Below are 21,267 nucleotides of genomic sequence, written 5' to 3' on the forward strand. Positions count from 1 at the left end.
ATTTTTCCGTGTTAAATCTGCTGTAATATATATGAACGCAGCGAACAAAGTAATACTTAACACCAGCATTCTTTATGGCAGAATGCTGGTGACAATTGGAGTAACCTTTTATACTACTCGTGAAGCCCTTGGAGCTTTGGGCGTTGTAGATTACGGGATTTACAATCTAATCGCTGGAGTGATATCAATGCTATCTTTTTTGAATGCTGCGATGTCAACGTCAACTCAACGCTTTCTCTCTTTTCACCAGGGAAAGAAGGACAGCAATTTTCAAAAACGAATATTTTCTACTAGTGTAGTCTTACATTTTGTCATTGCTCTTGCACTAATATGCTTTATTGAACTTATCGGTATATTCATTTTCAATGGATTTTTAAATGTTCCCTTAGGTCGAGAGAATACCGCAAAGTGGATTTATCATGCAATGGGTATATCTGTTTTATTCACAGTACTTTCCGTTCCATTTACAGCTTCGATAAATGCGAACGAAGATATGCTGTGGTTGTCAATTATTAATATTATCGAAGTTTTAGTGAAACTAACAATTGTATTAGTACTACCCTATATTGAAGGAGACACTCTCTTGGTATACGGGCTATTAATGACTTTTGTCAGCCTAATTACCTTCTCCAGCTATTTCATATACTGTTTAAGAAAATATGACGAGTGTACATTAACTGTAACCAAGTATTATGACTCTAAACTTGTAAAGAATTTAACAGCCTTTGCAGGGTGGAACTTGTTTGGAGCTTTGACAGGAATTGGAAAAACGCAAGGTGTAGCAATTCTACTAAACGTTTTCTTGGGTTCAACTATAAATGCGAGTTACGGCATTGCAAGTCAAGTAGCCTCACAGGTTAACTTTTTTTCGGCTACAATGCTAAAAGCCCTCAATCCGCGAATTATGAAAAATGAAGGAGCCGGAAACAGGCAAAGTATGCTAAAACTATCGAATATAGCTAGCAAATTTAGTTACTATCTGTTAGCATTTATCGCTATTCCTTGTATTTTCGAAATGGAAGAAATTCTAAAGCTCTGGCTTATAAAAGTGCCAGATCATACGACAACCTTCTGCCGACTAATCATATTAGGTGTAATGGCAAATCAGCTTACCGTTGGCTTGGATTCTGCGGCACAGGCAATAGGTAATATCAAGAGTTACATGCTAGTAGCAGGGACAATCAAACTTATGATTGTCCCAACCGGCTACCTTCTACTCAGTTCCGGACACTCATCAACATCAGTAATTATTGGCTACGCAGTTTTTGAGGGTTTGGCCGGAATCGGTAGAATAATAATTCTAAAGAGAATCGGAGGGCTGAATATCAAAGAGTATTTAATCTTAGTCATCGGAAAATGCTTCATACCCTCTCTGCTGATGGTATGTTCTCTGATCATTATGACATCGTTCTTTAACCATCCGTATCGATTTTTTTATAGTTTCCCGATATCTATAATAATTTTCTTCGCTAGCATATACTTTTGGGGATTAAGCAAAGACGAGAAAACAACTATATCTTCAATGATAAACAGTGCCTTTAGTAAATTACGTTTAAGATGGATATAGCTAAAAAATTTAAAAACTTTTATAATTTAATATTCTACGAGTTGCGGTATCGCTACCTCCTAGAGGGTTCAATTGTTCGAATTCAAAGAGGTGCAAAACTTGAAATCCCTGCTAATATCAGAATTGTAAAGAGCAAGATTACATTGGTAACAGGGTCAAAGATGCGTGTAGGGAATTTCTGTAAATTTCATCGCGTCAATATAAACTCAGCAGGCTCAATAAACATAGAGGACAACTGCATCTTAGAATCTGGAGATAGCCCCAAAAAAGTGCCTATAACGGTTCCCAAAGGGGCCAATTTATCGATCGGAAAAAATTGTAGAATAAGATCAAAGGTTTGGCAAAGATTTGGAAGCAATATTAATATTGGTGCGTATACCAATATTAACGAGGGTAGTGAGTTAAGAGCTGATGAAATGATTAATATAGGTAGTTATTGTATGATATCATATAATTGTATGATTTGGGATACCAACACACATAACATCTACAGTGACGAACGCAGGCGCGAACTCACAGAACAGTTTTTTCCAAGCTTTGGTTACGAGTACGAAAAACCAGTCACATCGCCTGTTCATATAGGTAATGACTGCTGGATTGGCCGCGAGGTTTGTATACTGAAGGGCTCAAAAATAGGCAATTCAGTTATTGTAGGATTTCGGACACTCATCACTGGCAATAATATTGAAAGCAATCAAACAGTTATGTCACAATTATCTCTGAAATACATTAGTCGTGAAACCTAGTACATATTCTATAGATTTTGGCAAATATTGAATTAACTAAAAAAGCAAAAGTGTGAGCAGGAAAGTTTTGTGTATATATGGCAACAGTTTATATTTTGGTCACGAGAGGTCAAATGTTCAAGTTTTCAAAACTTTAAAGGACTTAAATTTTGATCTTCTTATTTTGACTAACAAGTTTGGCATAGCACCAGAGGCGGAAACAATTATGGAGAATAATTGTATCTCAACTAAAAAAATTCCTTATCCAAGTTGGGATGACATGAGGAAGCCACACACTATATTAAAGTCGATAAAATACCTATATAAGGTGTTTATTCACAATATTCATTTTACAAAGGAATTACATAGGTACAAACCTGATTTCATTTATATTGCCAGTGACTTCATGTTCTTTAATCTGATACCTTCTTTTCTTTTTACAAATGTAAAAATCGTTTACAGACTGGGTGACGCTCCAGTTACGGGCTGGCTTCCATTCAAGATCGCGTGGAAGAAGTATATATCAAAAAAAGTATACAAATTTGTTTGTATATCCAAGTACATAGAAAAAAAGTTAGTTGAAGCAGGGCGTGAGTTGCAAAGTAATAATGCCGTTATTTACAACTATCCGCCCATTAGATTCAACACTAAAGACACGCATGTAAGTTACACCAAAGGTGATTTTGTTACCTTTTCTTACATCGGCCAAATAAATCATGGAAAAGGCGTTCACATATTAATAGAAGCCGCTATTGAAGCATGTAAAATATTTGATAATGTAAAATTTCTAATAGCTGGAAGTCTTCAATACGATAAGTCATATTCCGATGCATTAATAGAAAAAGTTAAATCAGCCGATCTCTCTAATAGAATAGTTTTCTTGGGAACAATCAATAACACAGATAATTTTTTTTCGCAAACCGATGTGCTAATCACACCATCAATAAAACAAGAGCCATTAGGCAACGTGTTGGTAGAAGCTAAGTCATTCAGCACTCCATCAATCATATTCGCCTCAGGTGGCATGCCGGAACTAGTTAGACACAAGGTTGATGGATATATTTGTGAATCAAACGTGGAAGGACTAAGTTCAGCTATTCATTTTTACTTAAGCTACCCAGAAGAAATAGTCAGACAAAGTAAAAATGCAAAATCATCGATTTTTGATTTAAAAATTGCCTTTGAAGATTTCGAGTCAAAATGGGGAAATGTATTCCAATAGATCGTATCAAATAGTCAATGACAAGTTAATTATTTGATTTAATGCTTTAATAGAAATGACTAGTAGCCTGAACAAAAAACTGGATACAACTGTATCAAAACAGAGATTCTTATCAATATTTAAATCTTGGTCGATCAGAATATTGATCCTATCTTCGATACTGGAATTGGTGTTATTTCCCGAATTACCAGTTCTTGTAGGGATAGCGTATTCAGTGATAGGCTGGCTGATAGTTTATAATATTGTCCTTAACGAGAAAACTATAAATAATTACCCCCTGTCTTCGCTTGTTGTTTTGGGGTATGGCCTTTGTAATTTCTATCTTCCGATGCCGGCCACGCTACTCGAACTCAAACCAATAACATATAATTTAACCGTACCATACAGCGTGTTTTTTCACGGAATAATGTCCCTCTCGATAGTGGCAATTTCCTTCAGAATTTATATTCATTTTGCAAACACAAAGTTGGTAAGTCCGGCTCGTCGTCTTCTTAAATATTCCGGTTTTTACACTAGTCCTGATGACTTACAAATTTGGCTAATGGGTTTAGTAGGAATCATCTCACTTTTTGTTCTTTACTATGCGGGGATACATACTGAAGAAGGAGAGTCATCATCCTCAAAATTAATACAAGGCTTTTTCCCATTTGCTTACTGCCCCTATTTTTTATTCTTTAAGAACCTGTACTCTGGGACACCTAAAAGAAGAAATAATATTTACATTTTTGTAGCATACTCTTTGATAATACTTTTACTGGCTTTCATGACAAATCACAGAGCTACTTTCATGAAAGTAGTTATGGGACTTTGCTTCACCTATCTTTTAAGCCTTCTTATGAATCGAATATCTCCAGATATTTTTTCTGGTAAAAAAATCGCAGCTTATGTTATAATCGTTTACCTCTTAACTGGCCCATTAGTTAACCTCGGCTTAGCAATGGTAACTGTTAGAGCTCAAAAGAAGGAAACATCATCCATCGATATGATATCAAAAACTATAGACGTTTTCTTTAATGAAGAAGCTCTGAATCAGACTAGAAAAAAAATGGAAGGAGTCATTGTGACAAATTACCTCTGGGACGAACATTATGTAGACAACATTTTCCTAGCAAGATTATGTAATTTGAAAGCATCGGATCTAAATCTATACCATGCTGAAAGAATTGATGACTCAACTCCAATGAGGGAATTTCTAGGCAATTTTGTATTAGCTCTTTTTCCAAGCCCTCTACTGCAAATACTTGACATAACCATAGATAAGAAGCAAATAATGAAAGCATCTTACGGAGATTATCTATACTATTTATCAACAGGTGACTATAATGGCCTAGAAAGTAAAAGACAATCTCAGGTGAACGGGGCCGGCATCGCTGCATTTGGTTATCTATACCTTCTCTTACTTGCCTTGGTAATTATACCGGTTTTTTATGCGGTGGATTTACTATCATTTCGTCACGACAAGCGACAATTTATTACAGTCCCGGCACTTACAATCATGCCAATGCTAATGACTTTTTTTAACTACGAAGGCATTTCAACTTTTCTAGGTTTCATAATCAGAGGATGGATTCAAATGGTTGTTGTATATATTATCCTTTTTAGATTGACAGGATTTATCAGTAAAATATTTAAAATATGAGTAACTCTTCCAATGCAAGTAAAAGAGTTATATGGATAGACTTCTTGAAGGGACTTGGTATTATCCTAGTTGTAATTGGACATTCTGGGATACCGCAAAAAATCGCTTGGTGGATTTGGTCCTTTCACATGCCGCTATTTTTTGTTATCTCAGGTTACCTGTTCAAGAATACTGAACTGGGAGTATTAGACTTGGTATTAAAGAAGTCGAAAAGCTTGTTAATACCCTATATATCTTTCACTCTACTATACTTCATTTTCATGCTGGTGATCTCGACTGAATTCGAAATGAATTCAGAAGTAAAAAATATGACCCAAGCTATTCATGTATGTCTTTATGGATGGCGTGGTCTAGCTTTATGGTTCCTGCCGGTTCTTTTCTTAACTGAAATTACCTTTACCCTGCTTCTAAGACTACAGAGAATAAGCCATTTAATGTTATATGTGGTATTAATTAGCTCAATGCTAGTAGGTCTAATTCTAAGCAAGTACGCAGTTAGACTGCCATATAAGCTTGAAGTTGTTCCCACATCATTAGCTTTTTACATGATCGGCTTTATTTCAAAGTCTTACTTATCAAATATCACTGAAAAGCCTAAATCATCTTCAATACTAATAATTTATGCTATTTTTTTTCTAGTCATTAACATTGTATGTTGTTTTGCAAATTATGAACGCATAGACTTATGCTTCAACAAACTTGGTTATCTACCACTAACATATATCTCATCCTTGGCCGGCATTGCTTTTCTGCTTGTTATTTCTTTAGAAATAACGAATAAATTTAACAAAAGTAATTGGGCTACGAGACTTATTTGTGATATGGGTAGTAAGTCACTTATTATTTTAGGTATTCATCAGCTAATTAAGATGGCTCTCTCGTTATCGTTTAAGTCACTACAACCTCATAGTTTTTATATTATACCCAGACAAATTTTATTTTGGATAGCACTAATTCTTTTAGTCAATTTAATTGACAAGCACCTATACTTCCTACTAGGTAGAGCTGGAACAAATTTAAACAAACGAGCATAATGAAAGTCGTATATTTTTTTAGACCTAAGAACGATGGGGCGAACAGTATCGAAGGAGTTTTTGACATCATTAAGTCAGCTTTACCCGAAAGTATGCTTTCCACTGATTATTTTTGCACTAATGAGTGGATGCGTTTCAAGTCATTTTTCAAAGCTAGGTTTCAACAGGGTGATGTAAATCATATAACTGGAGATATACATGAAATATCGTTTTTTCTATCAAAGAAAAGGACAATCGTAACTGTCCATGATGTAGGAAGATATGAACGTGATTTAACCGGAATCAGAAAAATAGTTAAAAAATTTGTATGGTTATATTTACCTCTTAGAAGAGCAGCGAAAATTACAACAATATCCGAGTTTACCAAACAGAAATTAGTACAAATAACAGGTATATCTGCTTCCAAGATAGAGGTAATTCCAAATCCTGCTCCAGATGACTTTAAATTCTCTCCAAAAATATTCGATGAGAGTAGTCCAATCATATTACAGATCGGAGGTGGTAACAACAAAAATCTGAATAGGCTTATTGAAGCTATCAAGGATTCTAGTTATAGACTTATTTTGATTAGAAAAAAAGACTCCAGTTTAGAAGAGCTACTCAATAAGCTAAACATCTCTTACGAGTGGCATTCCAATATTAGTAGAGAGCGAGTTTACGATTGTTACAAAAAGTGTGATATTCTATTTTTTGCTTCTGAGTATGAAGGCTTCGGGGTTCCCATTCTTGAAGCAAATTCTGTAGGTAGATGCGTGCTAACAAGTAATATATCCTCAATGCCAAGTGTGGCTGGAGATTCCGCCCTATTTGTAAATCCATTTGATCCAAAGCAAATCAGGAAAAATTTGGATATTCTATCATCCGATGCTCAATTAAGAGAAGAGCTAATAGGTAATGGATTAAAAAATATAAAGAGATATTCACGCCAGCTAATTGCATCAAGTTACTTCAAATTATATCAAGAAATTTACTCCTCTAAACTAGCGACAAAATGAAGTTGTTTTTTTGGCAGAATACCAATAGTATTCATCAATCGTCTTTCCTGCGCTGTCTTGACGAAATGAATACTGGAAATGTGACATTGTTAACAACAAATCGAATTTCATCGCACAGAAGTGAGATGGGCTGGGCTGAGCCGAAACTAGGAAATGTTACTCACATCAGCCTTTGGAATGATACTCTACAAATATCAGATATTATTGATGACAACTCTGGTAGTGACAGTGTACATATATTTTCAGGAATTAACGCCTTTCCTGTGATTCAAAAAGCATTTCTATATGCAATCAAAAAGGGGTGTAGAATTGGAATTTTTACAGAACCTTTAGATTTTAGAGGAGTCAAAGGCAAGTTCCGAACAATTAGAGGGTTCTACCACAGGTATTTGTATTCTTCGAACATCGAATTTGTTCTCGCAACTGGTAAAAACGGAGTCGATCAGTTTAAATTATGGGGATATGATTCACGAAAGGTATTCGAGTGGGCTTATACTGTTGAGAATTCCAATTGCGATATTATTGGGGATATCTCGCCTTTAAGCGGTGAATACATGATAGCGTTCGCAGGTTCGCTTATCCCGCGGAAGGGATACGACATTTTAATAAAGGCTCTCGAAAAAATTGACTTGCCATTTAAGGCTGACCTTTACTGTTTAAGGCCCGACCAGATAAATAGTAGTAAGAGCGCTGAGACAGTCAACCAGGTATCCGGCAGCATAAATTTCCACAATTTTTTACCTAATGCTACTCTTAGACGAAAATTAAATACCTATGATCTCTTTATTTTACCGAGTCGACATGACGGCTGGGGAGCGGTAGTTTCCGAAAGTATAATGGAAGGGACTCCAGTATTAGTAAGTAAATACTGCGGGTCGAGTTCCTTAATAACTGATAATCAAATTGGAAAAGTCATCAATTCACTTGATGTAGAAAAACTAGCTCAGAGTATAAGAGTAATGATCGAAAAAGGTAAGGTGAGAGTAACTGAGCGAAGGGCGAACCGAGCATGGGCAATTTCTCATATTTCTGGAAAACCCATGGCATCGTACTTCTTAAAAATTATCGATTTTCTAGATAAAGGTTTAATGGTAGATAAGCCTACAGCTCCTTGGTATCAAATTGAGAAGCAATAATGACATTCGGATACCTTCAAAGTCAAATAATTTCCTAAAAATAGATCATATTCAAATGGTTATATTAAGAATTATACCTAGTATGAACCCCGATAATGGTGGACCTTGCCAAGGGATAAGGAACACCATTCCTGAATTACAGAGAATAGGCATTTCCAATGAAGTTGTTTGCTTCGATAATTCTTCAGAGAGCTACCTAAAACATGATTTGTTCAAAATACACGCGCTAGGTGCCAGTAAGGGATCGTGGAAGTATAATTCCTCCTTTGATGAGTGGTTGATACAAAATGTCGAAAAATATGACCTTGTGATTGTACATGGGCTTTGGCTATATCACAGTTATATGGCAGTTAAGATATTAAGGAAGCTAAAGCAAAAAAATAAAAGAATACCTCCAGTATACATAATGCCTCACGGAATGTTGGATCCATGGTTCCAACGGGATAAAACCAGAAAGCTAAAAGCCCTTCGCAATGAAGTCTATTGGCATTTAATTGAAAAAAAGGTTGTAAATAGTGTAAATGGTCTTTTGTTCACATGCGAGCAGGAATTGTTACTTGCTAGAGAAACTTTCACAGGTTATAATCCCAGAATGGAACTGAACGTTGGATATGGGATCCAACCCCCCCCTTCGTTTAGCCAAGAAATGAAGGCTGCATTTCGAATGAGAGCAGATAAATTAGGGGATAAACCTTACATATTATTCCTAAGCCGTTTACATCCAAAAAAGGGATTAGATTTATTGATAAACTCGTATATCAAATTAGGACTAGACACGGAAGATTTTCCAGACTTAGTGGTAGCAGGTCCAGTAGAAGGAGAATATGCAAACATCCTGAGATCTTCAGCTCGTAAGGCAAAGAACATCCATTTTGTGGGTATGCTTCAAGGCGATGCAAAATGGGGAGCTTTTTACGGCTGCCAAGCCTTTGTACTGCCTAGTCACCAAGAAAACTTCGGAATATCTGTCGCAGAGGCACTAGCATGTAGCAGGCCCGTACTCATCACAGATCAAGTTAATATTTGGAAAGAGATCAGCTATGGTGGCGCAGGGATAGTGGATAGTGACACCTTGGACGGTATAGAGAGATTACTCGCTGCGTGGTTTAATAAAACTGACGAAGACAAAATAAGCATGTCAGACAATGCTTATGCTGTTTACCGTAAACATTTCGCTGTAGAGCAAGCAGCTCAGAGGTTAAAAGATGTGTTACTCAAAGAAACGCGATATGCATAATCAAGATACTTATACAGGAGCATCCTTCTCTCTACGTAACAGATTGGGCAGAATAGTTTGGGGAGTTGTCTACATCCTGGCCTTTCGGATTTCTCCTAGGCCTCTCCACTCTTGGCGCTCATTTATACTCCGCTGCTTTGGAGCAAAAATAGGAAAAGGCGTTCATGTTTATCCCGATGCAAAAATTTGGGCACCCTGGAATTTGGAACTCCACGATGAATGTGGGGTAGCCAACGAAGCTATTCTATATTCTCAGGGAAAAATTACTATTGGCTACAGAGCTATTGTATCCCAAGGTGCACATATATGTGCTGGTACTCACGATTACACAAAATCTGGTCATCCGTTAGTGACTATGCCGATCAACATCGGCGCACAGGCGTGGGTAGCTGCGGAAGCATTCGTTCATCCAGGCGTGACAATTGGAGAGGGATGTGTGGTTGGTGCACGCTCTGTAGTAACAAAAGATATGCCAGCTTGGATGGTGTGTGCTGGGCATCCATGCAAACCCCTGAAACCCCGAGTTATGGATGACAATAAAACGCCCTCAATATCTATTATACTCTAAGATAAGAATACGTTATGATCTCAGTCCTTATACTCACAAAAAACGAACAACAAGATCTTCCTGGATGCCTTGAATCAGTTCACCAATGGTGTGACGATATTCATGTGTATGATTCGTTTAGTGATGACAATACTTTGCAGATTGCAGAATCCTTCGGAGCGAAAATTACGCAACGTAAATTTGAAAACTGGTCTGCTCATCAAAATTGGGGGCTGGTGAATATACCATTTAAATATTCCTGGGTTCTTTACATAGATGCAGATGAAAGAGTGTCAGAAAGCCTGCTGGCGGCAATAAAATCATATGATTTTACAAACAGTAATAATGTTGCTTATGAAATTCAAAGACGTGATTTCGCCTGGGATGGTACGTGGTTAAAGTATGCGCAGATGTCTCCTTACTACTTACGGTTATTCAAACCGGACAAAATGCATTACGAGAGATTGGTTAATCCCGTTTCTATTCCGGACGGCACCGTAGGCCGAATTTCTGGCTTTTTGGATCATTACCCTTTCAGTAAAGGGTTTCGCTATTGGATAAGCAGACATCTCGGTTACGCTGACATGGAAGCGGCTATGCGTCTTGAAGATATGGGAAAAGGAACGGAATTTTCTCTTGGTAAAGCTTTGTTCAGCAAAGACTTTACCGAAAAGAGATATCACCAGAAAGGACTATTCTATAAACTTCCGGGTCGTCCGTTGATTAAGTGGCTATACATGGTCCTAGGACGCCGTGCCTTTTTAGATGGAAAAGCAGGGATCACCTATGCAACGCTACAATCTATTTATGAATATTTCATTGTGCTCAAAACAAAGGAGCTTTTGAAGAATCGTAGCAATTAGATGTCTCGTATATTGACCATTCTAACAGTCGCTGTACTCGGACTTTCGGTCTTATTTTTCAGCTGGCTACCTCATCCGGATATAGGGTCATTACCTATCTTTCCTCACTGGCTAGGCAAATGGATCAATCACTACGGTAATCTCAGAACAGCTGTTCCATTTTTTCTAGCAACCACGTTTTTAGGTATTACGATTGATAAAGAATCGAAGCATTGGAGACGCATATTCCCGGGCTCCTTAGTACTCGTCACTGTAGCAGAACTCGGACAACTACTTTTACCTAAACGACATTTTGATCTTTGGGACATTGTATGGGGTATGGTGGGTGCGATTTCCGGAATGACAATAGCAATAATTTCAAAAACTATTACAAGCAGATGTAAAACATCTCAACCATAAACTCTTTGACCAGAGATAAGTTTTCAGCAAAATTCACTTCAATGCGCATACTTGTATACGGGATCAACTATAGCCCGGAACTCACCGGAATAGGTAAATACACGGGTGAAATGTGTGCCTGGCTGGCCAAGCAGGGACATGAGGTAACGGTGATCACAGCTCTACCCTACTATCCTGAGTGGCAGGTGCACCCAAACTATCGGGGCAAAATGTGGCACAGGGAAGTGATGGAGGGTGTAGAAGTATACCGTTGTCCGCTCTATGTCCCTCAGGAAGTGACTTCACTGAAACGGATTATCCATGAATTTACCTTCCTTGCTTCTACCCTGCCCATCTGGTTTTTGTTACTTTTCAGAAAGAAGTTTGATATCACTTTCACTATTAATCCACCGTTTCATTTAGGATTGCTACCGCTGCTCTTCTCCAAACTAAATCGCAGCAAGGTGATCAGCCATATACAGGATTTGCAGGTGGATGCGGCAAAAGACCTGGGCATGATCAAAAATGAGAACTTCCTGAATATCATGTTTGGTATGGAGTCTTTTATCCTGAAAAACAGTACGGTTGTCTCCACCATCAGCGATGGAATGCAACGCAAGATTGAAATGAAGGATATCAATCCGGCTAAGATCTGGCAGTTTCCCAACTGGGTAGATGAGCAAACGATCAAGCCATTATCAAAAGCACAATCCCTACGTTCTGAGTTCGGTTTTACAGATGCAGACAAGGTGGTGCTCTACTCCGGTAACTTGGGAGAAAAGCAGGGTTTGGAGGTCATCATCGATGCTGCCAAAACATTTCAAAGTCAGCCTGATGTCCATTTTTTCATAAGCGGAACGGGGGGCGGAAAAGAAAGGCTGGTTCGCCTTGCACAGGATGCCGGGTTAACCAATGTACAGTTCCATCCTCTGCAACCTTATGAAAAGCTTTCAGCCCTGTTGGCCATGGCAGATGTACATTTGGTGCTGCAAAAAAAATCGGCATCGGATCTTGTCTTACCCTCTAAATTGACCGGTATCCTTGCTTCTGGTGGATGCGCCATAGTTACTGCTTTACCAGGCACTACCTTGTACGATGTAATCAATAAATACAACATGGGGATCCTGGCTGAACCTGAGTCTTCAAGCGCGCTTGTAGCTGCTATTCAAACTGGATTGGGTGAGGGTGCTCAGCTGCTGCGGGAGAATGCGAGAAAATATGCGGTGGAGCATTTGGGGAAAGAGCAGATTTTGAGGAAGGTGGAGGGGAGGATGGAAGAATTGGTAAAAGGAGTTAGAGGAAGTTATTGAAGTTAAGGAGTTAGATGGCTCCGATTGGACTATTAGGTTTTTTAGTCAGGGGTGGTCATTTGTGGTCAGGAATGGATCGCGAGAAGTTAGGAAGTTAGATCACTTTGCTTTGACTAGTAGTTTTTTAGTCAGAGGTGGTCATTTGTGGTCAGGGAGTCTTGAAGGGTGATGAGGATTGGAATTTTTTAATAGATGTGATTACACACTTCTACGGACATGTAATTTGGATCAAAATTGGAAACCGTAAAGTAACTCGCTGATAATTAAATAAAAGCAGCATAATTTATCACTTATTTGACCAAATAAAATTCTACAAAGAATTTCTCACTGTGAAATTTTAAGGAATTATTATAATTTTTCAAATTGAATTACATATATCATTCTGATTTACAGATAATTAAAAAATATTCAAATTTACTGGTATGGTTTATTTACAATAATTTTCGTAATGTTGTTGTAGAAATTGTTCGATTTCATTTATCCGAGTTTAATGACATTTTTAATATTGACAGCATTTTTCACTAAATCAGTACATATATAAGAATTTACTTTACTCAACGTTTTTACCCTAATACTAAAATTACTCAACGTTATTTTTTATGAAAAATCGCCTTTCAGGAGTCCTTCCGAAGGTGCATTTGTGGGCCGATGTGCTCCTGCTCAATGCATCTTATCTGTTAGCCTACTTTTTACGTTTTGATGCCGTTTCGGATATGCCTGACAACAGGTATGTCAATTTACTTCTGGTCAGTAATCTCCTATGGTTGCTATGCAGTAACATTTTCAAAACGTACACTTTCGACCGCTTTTCTTACAGCATTAATCGCCAGACGTTGAATGTGCTTAAAGCCATCGTGATCCACGGGGGTATGATGCTGGCCTTTATGTATTTTACGCAGCAGGGAGAAAGTTATTCCCGCCAGCAATTTTCTTATACCTACGCGCTCTTTGCCATCAGTGCGATTTTAGCGCGAGTGGTGATGCTCTATTCAATACAGCTTTACCGTGAAGCGGGTTACAATTTCAAAACCTACGCTGTGGTAGGAAAAGGTGAGTTAGCCGGAATGATTGACTCTTTCTATGCAGACCGTAAGGAACTGGGTTTTAAAAAATCTGGATCTTTTGAGGCCCGCGAGAATGTGGACGAAACGGAAAGACTTGAACTTTTCCTGGAAGACAACCAGCCTGATTATATCTACTGCTGCCTATCGGAAATGGACGATACCATGGTGAAACGTGTAATCCGTGTGGCACAGCGTCAGAAAACACAAGTGCGCCTGGTACCTGACTTCCGGGGCTTCATGACCAATCTGGCGACGATCGAATACCACGACATGTATCCGGTGATCCAGGTCAATACTAAGCCATTCTCCAGCACTGAAGAAGCCACTGTGAAGCGTGTATTTGACGTTACCTTCTCAGCCATTGTGATGATACTGGGGGCTCCCCTATTCCTACTTTTGATGGGAATTGTACGCTTATCTTCCAAAGGACCGATCTTCTTTTTACAGGAACGTTCAGGACAATGGGGTAAGATCTTTAAAGTGATCAAATTCCGCACCATGTATGCGGATTCGGAGAAGTTCAATATGCAGCATTCTCAGGGAGATCATGACCCAAGGATCACGCCTATCGGTCGTATCCTTCGCCGTAGCCGTCTGGATGAGTTGCCACAATTCTTCAATGTACTGAAAGGTGAAATGTCTATTGTAGGCCCTCGCCCATTGTACAAGTATGACGTGGATATGTTGATGGCTGAAGCGCCTCATGAATTCCGCAAATTGTTAACCATTAAGCCAGGTATCACCTCTATCGGCCAGATCAAGGTAGGATACGCTTCCACTGTAGCCGAAAACGTAGAACGCCTGCGTTACGATCTGCAATACATCCGCAAATACAGTCTTGTTACCGACGTAGCCCTTATTTTCCAAACAGTGCAAGTGATGGTGCTGGGAAGAGGAAGATGATGATCAATGGTTAATGATCAAGGGTTAAGGGTTAATGAGGAATGTACAAGGGTGGACCTCGACTGTCATTAGCTGTCAAAGACATTTTAGGAAACAAAACATTATTGATCATTATCAATCTCTCATAGTTAATTCAGCTCCTCTCGTTAACAATTAACCACTAATAACTAACAATTATTAAAGCCTACTCAATACCCAATCAAACATAGAATAAACGCTTACTAAACATGCTTAAAATGAAGAACACGAGAAAATTATCAATCACAATGATGTTGTGCTTGCTGGTACTATCACTGGTGATGTACAACTGTAAGAAGGACGATCCGCTTCCGACGGAGCCAGATCAGGGAAAGGTAGATGACCTGAACAAGATCGAAATTGCTCCTGTGACCATCACTCCTCCTGCTACTGTAGCAACTACTGAGGCTTCAGTTGAAGTTTCTGCAAAAGCGACTGAGGTAAACGGTGCACTGGGTGGTATCGCTGCCTCAGGAACCGTACCTGCATCTGTATCGGAAGCAGCTGCGGCTGTATCCGCTGCTGTTCCAGCGGCAGACCTTGCTACTTTGAGCGCGGTAACTCCTGCAACAATCGAAGCGGTGAAAGCAGGTGGTGCTATCCCTGCAGACGTAAAGGCAGCATTGGACAAAGCAGCTGCAAATCCTGCAGTACAGGCTTACCTGCCTAAATTCACTTTACCTACTGTAGGTGGCGTAACAATTACAGGCCGTGTGGCTGCTCCTGCTGGTGTAGCTACAACAACTGCTAACGCTGCTGTTTCTGATGCAATCGAAGCTATTCAGGAAGCATCTGATGCATGTATCGCTGCTGCTGATGGTGTGTACAATACCAAGAAAGCTGCCTTAGACGCGACAAAAGCAACCAATGATGCTGCTGCTACTACTGCTTATAATACTGCAGTACAGGCTGTACCGGCCGTAGGTGCTTGTACTGATCCTTTGACTGCAAAATATGCTGCGCTTCGTGCAGCGGTGGATGCCCAAGTAAACCAGGCGTTGGCAGATGTTGATGCTGCTCAGGCTGTATTGGGTGACTTGTACCCTGTATTGAAAACGCTTATTAACATTCAAGCTTTGAATGCGTATGCAGGTTTGAATACAGTACAAGCTGCTGAGATTGCTGCTTGTACTGCTGCTAACACGCAACGCTTAGCAGCTGCTACAGCTGCGAGAGATGCGAACCTTGCTGCTTCACAAGCTGCTTATGCTACTGCATTGGCTGCTGCTAACGTGGCAAGAACTGCATTGATCCAAAGCTGCCACAACCAGGGAGGCGGAAACTAATTTGTAAGCGCACAGGACTAGGGGGCAAGAGGGTATTGAGTCAGAGGACTTGTCCTCACCCCGTCCCCCCCGTGCCCCTTTTCCCAACCGCTAAATCTCTGGATTTTGAAAAAACAAATGAATCCAAAGAAGGGCAGCATTTCGCTGTCCTTCTTTTTGCTGTTCTGGGCACTGGGTGCCGCAGCACAAGTCAACAACTCCGGCAAGCCGGGTATTATATTTACACCCAGCGCTGTAGAAACACAGGAAGGTCTTTTTCGTTTTGGCTACAACTATGTACCACAACATTATTCTCTACGCAAAAGAGGTGTAAATCCTGAGCGTGTGATTTATGCCAACATCACTATTTTCAAACGTCTGGAAATTAATGCCAATCTTCTTCAAATGATCAGTACAGATCAGAACAAGGTAAAGGAAGGCATCGGAGACCGTCAGCTTGATCTGCGCTACCTTATCCTCAAAGAAAAATCAAAATTTCCATCATTGGCAGTAATAATTACTACACCATTCACCATTGATGGTGCCATGCTTACCCATGCTTTGGTAGCAACTAAAAACTTTGAGGTTGGCAAAGACTTAAAGCTGGAAGCAAGTGTTGGATATGGAAGCCCCTATTACCTGTATCGGGACGAGAGCAACCTGACCAATTCTAATATGCTTTCCAACTTTAAATGGAAAAAGAAAAGTGAAGACCGCTACAAAAACCACTACCTGCAAGGCCCATTCGGTGGAGCTGTATTACACTACAAAAACTTAGGTGGTGTGATGGCAGAGTGGGATTCTAAACATGTGAATGTGGGTGCTTATGCGCGGTTATTCAAAGTCTGGACCATACAAGCGGGATTGCTTGATGGTAAACAGCTTACGGCTGGCACTTCTGTGGCTATCAATCTGCTTAAACCTTCCCGTCGCCTTAAACAGCAAGCTGATGAAAAAAATTAATCTGATAATCGGGCTGCTGCTGTGGGGAAGTGTAACCTTGGTGCATGCTCAGCAGAAGAGTGATAAATACACACCGGAGAAACTCAAAGCGAGTTTTGAAAATATTCAATGGCAGGACAGTACTGTTTTTTATGAGCAGAGAATGTACCGCAATCCGTTTATAGGATTGTATGAAATACAGAAAGTAGCTGAAAATGGGCAAAGTTATGCGCCGCATTTTAACGGCTTTCCTATGGGTAAATACCAGGTCGGTGAAAATGTAAAGTACTCTCCGCTCACAGATGCAGAAAGAAAAGACTATCTGAAAGCAAATGGTTTTCTGCTACATAAAAAATACAAAGCCGATTTTTGGATACAGCCGTATTTCGCTGCCATATTCGGGAATTTTGATAAGCCTGTAGAAAGTAACACCAGTGTGGCTTTGCAAACACAGCTTTATATCCTGCCAGGGCTAACGCTGCAAACCGGAGTCCTCTTCCCTATTGTGAATGATATGGACGGCAGGCCGAAAAATATCCGCCTCGCTCCTACTTTCCTGAACCAGTTTTACAACAAGGGAAATCACTTCCTGAGTGCATCTCTCGGTTTTTTCCAGAATGACCAGTATGGTGTAAATGTTCAGTACCGCAAAGCAGATCTTTCCAAACCCTGGTCATTCGGATTGGAAGCGGGATTGACGGGTTTTTACTATTATCCCAAGGGAGGAATTTATTACGAAGATCCTGATCAGCTGCTTTTGCTCGCAGACGTTTCCTACCGTTTCAAAGGCCCGGATCTGACATTGAAGTTAACAGGAGGGCAGTTCCTATGGGCGGATAAAGGAGCAAGAATTGAATTCGTTCGCCAGTTTACCAATATAGAACTGGGTGTGTATGCTACCAAAACCCAGAATGGCTCTACGCTCGGATTCAATTTTGCAGTACCGATTCCACCGGGAAAAATCGCTCAGGGCAAACATGCGCGCTTACGCACTACCGACGAGTTCCGCTGGGAATATACCTACAGCCGTGGCTACCGTATCGGTGAGCGTTACCGTGTAGGTTATCAGCTGGATCAGAAGTTGAGACAGTTCCATCAGGATTATCTGAACAGGCAGCATCGGCAGTTACAAGCTCAATAAATCAAAAACGGCATGAAAGTTTATCTCTCATGCCGTTTTTGATTTATTACATCATGCTTCTCACCTATTCAAGTTCGTCTGTAAGTACTTTGGATTCATGCTTTCTCAAATCCTCTCTAACATTTTTTGCAGCAACTCGACCTTTTCTTTTTCAGATTGAAGTAAGCGCTCGTAAAGTTGTTTATTTTCTTCCAAAGATTCTATCCATTTGTCAATGGGATTAAAAGAGCATTTTACATTAACTGTCGGCCCCCCATTTATAACTGAACTGTCATAATTATTTTGGATATTATGTATCGCATGATCCTCATCAAAATTTCGAATCGCGTCTACTGGTACCTTCAAAATACGTGCAACTTGTTCTAAAATATCCTGCTCAATCTCTTCCTTCTGCTCTAGCAACGAGACACGCTTCTGACTCCACTCCTCACCTAGTTCAAACGCTAAGCCCTCCTGCTTTATTCCGAGCATGTCCCTAAATCGTTTAATATTTCTACCGTGGTGTATGGCTGTGCTCATCAGAAAAAAGTTTGTTCCTAAATCAAATATAGCCATTTAAAGCTTAAAAAACCACATTAGAAAGAAGTTTTACGCCTAAGATATTCCAACAGAGAATATCTTAGAAAACCTACAAATCAGATATTAGTATCATCTCTTAACTAACCCATGTAGCTCATGAAACTGCAAAACAACCAATCCTTCAAACCTCTCTGGTCGCATCTTGGTCCCGCGCATTCGAACGTATTGCTTCGAGCCTCACCACTAAAAACAGATAACGGAAGGCTTGCTGACAAGCTTTCAGAATTCTTTGACTCACACACGCCCGCTGAGTTCTCTGGTAAACTTTCTATAATCCTGCAGGCCTATTCAGCAAATGATTACTACCGGCAAAGCAGCCCCTCAGACGTTCTTTTCACAATGGAAAAACTCTCTGATCTGGTAACCGCAGCTCATATGATCTGCCGGAATACTCTTTTTAACCCCAGCGCGAACAAATCCAAGATCACCAATCTCCAAACCCAGACCGGTAGCTATAACGACATCGCCGATTTCTTCGAGCACCAACCTCTAAAGCGGTGGCAAGAGACGATCAAACATATCACTTTCTTTGCTCTGTGTAAGGATAACCCCGTGGATGCAGGTTACTGTCACGATACACTTTTCGTTTTTAACTCATTCAGCAAACTTGTCGTCGCATGCTTCGATATCCTCAGAGAATTAAGGACACAGGATATTGCTTCAGACCCGCGCTGATGATTACAGAATACATATTGGTAGTGCAGGGATTCTTATTTGGCTTTCTTTCTTACCATCAAATGTCTTCTGGCTGGATCTGCCAGTATTTTTTCGATTTCGCTGTCTGCTAGAAGTTGGACTTCCTCTTTGATCTGAAGAAAGTTAGCCGTAACGATTGACTCGTTAATCTCTCTGACTTGGGGAATTGGCCGGTATTTGTCTTGCTGGCTCTGGATAGCCTTGTGATCATTAATGATTTCGCAGTGAAAGGTCTTTAAGTCGATTTTTTGATCTGGATTATCTGCCATCATGCCTACGAACTCTCCTGAGCTCAACCCGGCAATTTTAGATGCAGGAATGGCAAGATCAAGCTGTTTGGATTTACTTATAGAGGTATCTGTCCGGTTGATAGACAAACTGGTCCGGTCCTGCATAATCTTTCCGAAACGCTCAGAGAGCTGACGCGCGGTATCACCTGTGACCTGTCCGCTGATGATGTTACCTGTAATGTTAACAATGACATCGGCCTGCTCTTTTCCGTAGTCTTTTCTAAGCTGAGAAAAATCCTGTATGCCTAGTGTGGTGGCCACCTTGTTAGATCTCGCCGTTGCAATAAGGCTATCAATGCCGCTGAGATAAATAGTGGGAAACTCATCGAATACAAGGCTACTTTTAATCTTCCCCTTCTTGTTTACAATCTTGACAAGCCGGTTTACATACAATGAGAGAACCGCGCCATAGATCTGAATCTTTTGCGGGTTGTTTCCCACGCAGACAATCTTGGGCTCTTTGGGATTATTGATATCCAGTGAGAAATCATTTCCGGAAAGAACATAGTAAAGCTGCGGAGATGAGAGTCGGGCTAAAGCGATCTTTGCAGATGCAATCTGACCTTCAAGCTGCTCCATGGCATCATTCAAATAAGCGGTAATAAATGGATTGATCAGTACCTCAATCTGTTTTTCTGTTCTCAGAATCGTGAAAAGCTTTTCGTAATCCAGCTGCATGAGCTCAATCACATGTGGAAGCGTGCAGAACTCTCCATCATTGTAACGCCGCAGAAACCAGATCACAGCAGTCAGAAAGTTGATCGGAGATTCGACAAAAAAGTCACCTTGTTTTCTGATCCATTCTCTGTTGAGTCCCAACAGAATTGTGCGCGCTGATTCACCCGCGTCAGTGATATCAAACATGCTGGCCGCATCAAGTGGATTGCAGCGGTGGGATTTATTTAGATCATCAAAATTGATTGTGTAGAATTTGGGGGCTACCGCGTAGCTGGATTGATTTTCAAGCCAGCAGTTGTAGGCAATTAACGATAGATCATCGAACTTAAAATCATAGATGAAAGCGCAGAAACCTTTTGAGATGTGCTGGGATATGATGTGCCGGATTACAAAATAGGATTTACCTGAGCCCGGAGATCCGCATACCAAAGTTCCCCGGAAAGGATTGATAATGTTAATCCAGCTACCATGCACCTTGTCTTTCAGACGGAAACGGGCCGGAAGATTCACCGAGTATTCGTTTGTCAACAGCCTCTGCTCCTGAGGGAAAGTCTCATTTTCTTTGTTGAAGATATCACCGCCGTTCAATTTTTGGTAAATGACTCTGGAAAGAAGTGTTCCGCCTGAAAGAACGAGCGAAAACCCAATACTAACAAAAGCTATATAGCAGCAAACAGCAAGTGTTGATACAAAACCAAGACTAAAAATGACTATAGGCAAGAAATACCCAGCCAAGCCCCACATTAAAATGATCGCCCCTTTTCTGGGTCTTAGATTTTCGGTCTTCTTTCCTTTAACTCCGATTAGTGATATTAAAAGGAAACCGAGGGCTATAAACTTGGACTTATTGAAATAAGCAAACAGCCCAGCCTTTTCAATGTTTGTCAGAACCTTGTCTGAAAAAGCCGAAACCAACTGCCAGTCTGCGAAAGCAGCATAACAATAGTAATAAAAGTGTAAAAATATAAGGGCAATAGAGATCATGCGGCTCATATCAAGAATCCTTGACAGAGCCTGCTGATTTTCAGAGTTCTGCAT

General features: G+C 40.1%; 19 protein-coding genes. 17 read left to right on the top strand and 2 right to left on the bottom strand.

What is annotated here, in order from left to right:
- Positions 1-31: 31 nt before the first annotated feature.
- The 16 genes from DSL64_RS02720 to DSL64_RS02795 all read left to right on the top strand — a co-directional run bounded on the left by DSL64_RS02720 (position 32) and on the right by DSL64_RS02795 (position 17,986).
- Complete coding sequence (locus tag DSL64_RS02720) at positions 32-1,567, top strand: MATE family efflux transporter (protein WP_115829088.1); 1,536 nt, start codon at positions 32-34, stop codon at positions 1,565-1,567.
- On the top strand, positions 1,558-2,313 hold the full coding sequence (locus DSL64_RS02725) for an acyltransferase (RefSeq protein ID WP_115829089.1): 756 nt from the start codon (positions 1,558-1,560) through the stop codon (positions 2,311-2,313). The genes DSL64_RS02720 and DSL64_RS02725 overlap by 10 nt, the downstream gene beginning before the upstream one ends.
- Before the next feature lie 52 nt (positions 2,314-2,365).
- On the top strand, positions 2,366-3,514 hold the full coding sequence (locus DSL64_RS02730; protein ID WP_115829090.1) for a glycosyltransferase family 4 protein: 1,149 nt from the start codon (positions 2,366-2,368) through the stop codon (positions 3,512-3,514).
- Between the two features lie 55 nt (positions 3,515-3,569).
- Positions 3,570-5,153 carry a hypothetical protein gene (locus DSL64_RS02735; protein WP_115829091.1) on the top strand — a complete coding sequence of 528 codons (1,584 nt, stop codon included), beginning with the start codon at positions 3,570-3,572 and terminating at the stop codon, positions 5,151-5,153.
- Complete coding sequence (locus tag DSL64_RS02740; RefSeq protein WP_115829092.1) at positions 5,150-6,187, top strand: acyltransferase family protein; 1,038 nt, start codon at positions 5,150-5,152, stop codon at positions 6,185-6,187. Before DSL64_RS02735 ends, DSL64_RS02740 begins: the two co-directional genes overlap by 4 nt.
- On the top strand, positions 6,187-7,182 hold the full coding sequence (locus DSL64_RS02745; protein ID WP_115829093.1) for a glycosyltransferase family 4 protein: 996 nt from the start codon (positions 6,187-6,189) through the stop codon (positions 7,180-7,182). The genes DSL64_RS02740 and DSL64_RS02745 overlap by 1 nt, the downstream gene beginning before the upstream one ends.
- Positions 7,179-8,318 (top strand): glycosyltransferase family 4 protein, encoded by a 1,140-nt coding sequence (locus DSL64_RS02750; RefSeq protein ID WP_115829094.1) that lies wholly within the window; start codon positions 7,179-7,181, stop codon positions 8,316-8,318. Before DSL64_RS02745 ends, DSL64_RS02750 begins: the two co-directional genes overlap by 4 nt.
- An 82-nt stretch (positions 8,319-8,400) precedes the next feature.
- A complete protein-coding gene (locus DSL64_RS02755) occupies positions 8,401-9,555 on the top strand; it encodes a glycosyltransferase (protein ID WP_115829151.1) in 1,155 nt (384 codons plus the stop codon).
- Entirely contained in the window at positions 9,548-10,123 is a 576-nt protein-coding gene (locus DSL64_RS02760) for an LbetaH domain-containing protein (protein WP_115829095.1), read from the top strand. Before DSL64_RS02755 ends, DSL64_RS02760 begins: the two co-directional genes overlap by 8 nt.
- A gap of 14 nt (positions 10,124-10,137) precedes the next feature.
- Complete coding sequence (locus DSL64_RS02765) at positions 10,138-10,965, top strand: glycosyltransferase family 2 protein (RefSeq protein ID WP_115829096.1); 828 nt, start codon at positions 10,138-10,140, stop codon at positions 10,963-10,965.
- On the top strand, positions 10,966-11,364 hold the full coding sequence (locus DSL64_RS02770; RefSeq protein WP_115829097.1) for a VanZ family protein: 399 nt from the start codon (positions 10,966-10,968) through the stop codon (positions 11,362-11,364).
- A 41-nt stretch (positions 11,365-11,405) separates the two neighbouring features.
- Entirely contained in the window at positions 11,406-12,653 is a 1,248-nt protein-coding gene (locus DSL64_RS02775) for a WcaI family glycosyltransferase (RefSeq protein ID WP_115829098.1), read from the top strand.
- A gap of 599 nt (positions 12,654-13,252) precedes the next feature.
- The gene (locus DSL64_RS02780; protein WP_115829099.1) at positions 13,253-14,620 is read left to right on the top strand and encodes a sugar transferase; all 1,368 of its coding nucleotides are present in this window, start codon (positions 13,253-13,255) and stop codon (positions 14,618-14,620) included.
- Between the two features lie 236 nt (positions 14,621-14,856).
- Entirely contained in the window at positions 14,857-15,924 is a 1,068-nt protein-coding gene (locus tag DSL64_RS02785) for a hypothetical protein (RefSeq protein WP_147300317.1), read from the top strand.
- A gap of 117 nt (positions 15,925-16,041) precedes the next feature.
- Positions 16,042-16,866, top strand: a complete 825-nt coding sequence (locus DSL64_RS02790) for a YjbH domain-containing protein (RefSeq protein WP_115829101.1) — start codon at positions 16,042-16,044, stop codon at positions 16,864-16,866.
- Complete coding sequence (locus tag DSL64_RS02795) at positions 16,853-17,986, top strand: YjbH domain-containing protein (RefSeq protein ID WP_158547856.1); 1,134 nt, start codon at positions 16,853-16,855, stop codon at positions 17,984-17,986. Before DSL64_RS02790 ends, DSL64_RS02795 begins: the two co-directional genes overlap by 14 nt.
- Before the next feature lie 105 nt (positions 17,987-18,091).
- On the opposite strand, the gene DSL64_RS02800 is transcribed toward DSL64_RS02795, so the two are convergent.
- Positions 18,092-18,505, bottom strand: coding sequence for a helix-turn-helix domain-containing protein (locus tag DSL64_RS02800; protein WP_115829152.1), 414 nt, complete (start codon positions 18,503-18,505; stop codon positions 18,092-18,094).
- A 156-nt stretch (positions 18,506-18,661) separates the two neighbouring features.
- Here DSL64_RS02800 and DSL64_RS02805 point away from each other — a divergent pair, with 156 nt between their 5' ends.
- Positions 18,662-19,240, top strand: a complete 579-nt coding sequence (locus tag DSL64_RS02805) for a hypothetical protein (protein WP_115829103.1) — start codon at positions 18,662-18,664, stop codon at positions 19,238-19,240.
- 35 nt (positions 19,241-19,275) lie between these two features.
- Here DSL64_RS02805 and mobC read toward each other — a convergent pair whose 3' ends face one another.
- Positions 19,276-21,267 (bottom strand): conjugal transfer protein MobC, encoded by a 1,992-nt coding sequence (gene mobC / locus DSL64_RS02810; protein WP_115829104.1) that lies wholly within the window; start codon positions 21,265-21,267, stop codon positions 19,276-19,278.

Origin of the sequence: Dyadobacter luteus, assembly GCF_003383615.1 — a bacterium.
Lineage (GTDB): Bacteria > Bacteroidota > Bacteroidia > Cytophagales > Spirosomataceae > Dyadobacter > Dyadobacter luteus.

What these genes read in the sequence shown, in the direction of transcription:
- DSL64_RS02725 (WP_115829089.1), top strand. Translation starts at nt 1,558, where the DNA reads ATGGATATAGCTAAAAAATTTAAAAACTTTTATAATTTAATATTCTAC.
- DSL64_RS02775 (WP_115829098.1), top strand. Translation starts at nt 11,406, where the DNA reads ATGCGCATACTTGTATACGGGATCAACTATAGCCCGGAACTCACCGGA.
- DSL64_RS02795 (WP_158547856.1), top strand. Translation starts at nt 16,853, where the DNA reads ATGAAAAAAATTAATCTGATAATCGGGCTGCTGCTGTGGGGAAGTGTA.
- DSL64_RS02740 (WP_115829092.1), top strand. Translation starts at nt 5,150, where the DNA reads ATGAGTAACTCTTCCAATGCAAGTAAAAGAGTTATATGGATAGACTTC.
- DSL64_RS02755 (WP_115829151.1), top strand. Translation starts at nt 8,401, where the DNA reads ATGAACCCCGATAATGGTGGACCTTGCCAAGGGATAAGGAACACCATT.
- DSL64_RS02750 (WP_115829094.1), top strand. Translation starts at nt 7,179, where the DNA reads ATGAAGTTGTTTTTTTGGCAGAATACCAATAGTATTCATCAATCGTCT.
- DSL64_RS02790 (WP_115829101.1), top strand. Translation starts at nt 16,042, where the DNA reads ATGAATCCAAAGAAGGGCAGCATTTCGCTGTCCTTCTTTTTGCTGTTC.
- DSL64_RS02785 (WP_147300317.1), top strand. Translation starts at nt 14,857, where the DNA reads ATGAAGAACACGAGAAAATTATCAATCACAATGATGTTGTGCTTGCTG.
- DSL64_RS02780 (WP_115829099.1), top strand. Translation starts at nt 13,253, where the DNA reads ATGAAAAATCGCCTTTCAGGAGTCCTTCCGAAGGTGCATTTGTGGGCC.
- DSL64_RS02735 (WP_115829091.1), top strand. Translation starts at nt 3,570, where the DNA reads ATGACTAGTAGCCTGAACAAAAAACTGGATACAACTGTATCAAAACAG.
- DSL64_RS02765 (WP_115829096.1), top strand. Translation starts at nt 10,138, where the DNA reads ATGATCTCAGTCCTTATACTCACAAAAAACGAACAACAAGATCTTCCT.
- DSL64_RS02770 (WP_115829097.1), top strand. Translation starts at nt 10,966, where the DNA reads ATGTCTCGTATATTGACCATTCTAACAGTCGCTGTACTCGGACTTTCG.
- DSL64_RS02720 (WP_115829088.1), top strand. Translation starts at nt 32, where the DNA reads ATGAACGCAGCGAACAAAGTAATACTTAACACCAGCATTCTTTATGGC.
- mobC (WP_115829104.1), bottom strand. Translation starts at nt 21,267, where the DNA reads ATGCAGAACTCTGAAAATCAGCAGGCTCTGTCAAGGATTCTTGATATG.
- DSL64_RS02805 (WP_115829103.1), top strand. Translation starts at nt 18,662, where the DNA reads ATGAAACTGCAAAACAACCAATCCTTCAAACCTCTCTGGTCGCATCTT.
- DSL64_RS02800 (WP_115829152.1), bottom strand. Translation starts at nt 18,505, where the DNA reads ATGAGCACAGCCATACACCACGGTAGAAATATTAAACGATTTAGGGAC.
- DSL64_RS02745 (WP_115829093.1), top strand. Translation starts at nt 6,187, where the DNA reads ATGAAAGTCGTATATTTTTTTAGACCTAAGAACGATGGGGCGAACAGT.
- DSL64_RS02760 (WP_115829095.1), top strand. Translation starts at nt 9,548, where the DNA reads ATGCATAATCAAGATACTTATACAGGAGCATCCTTCTCTCTACGTAAC.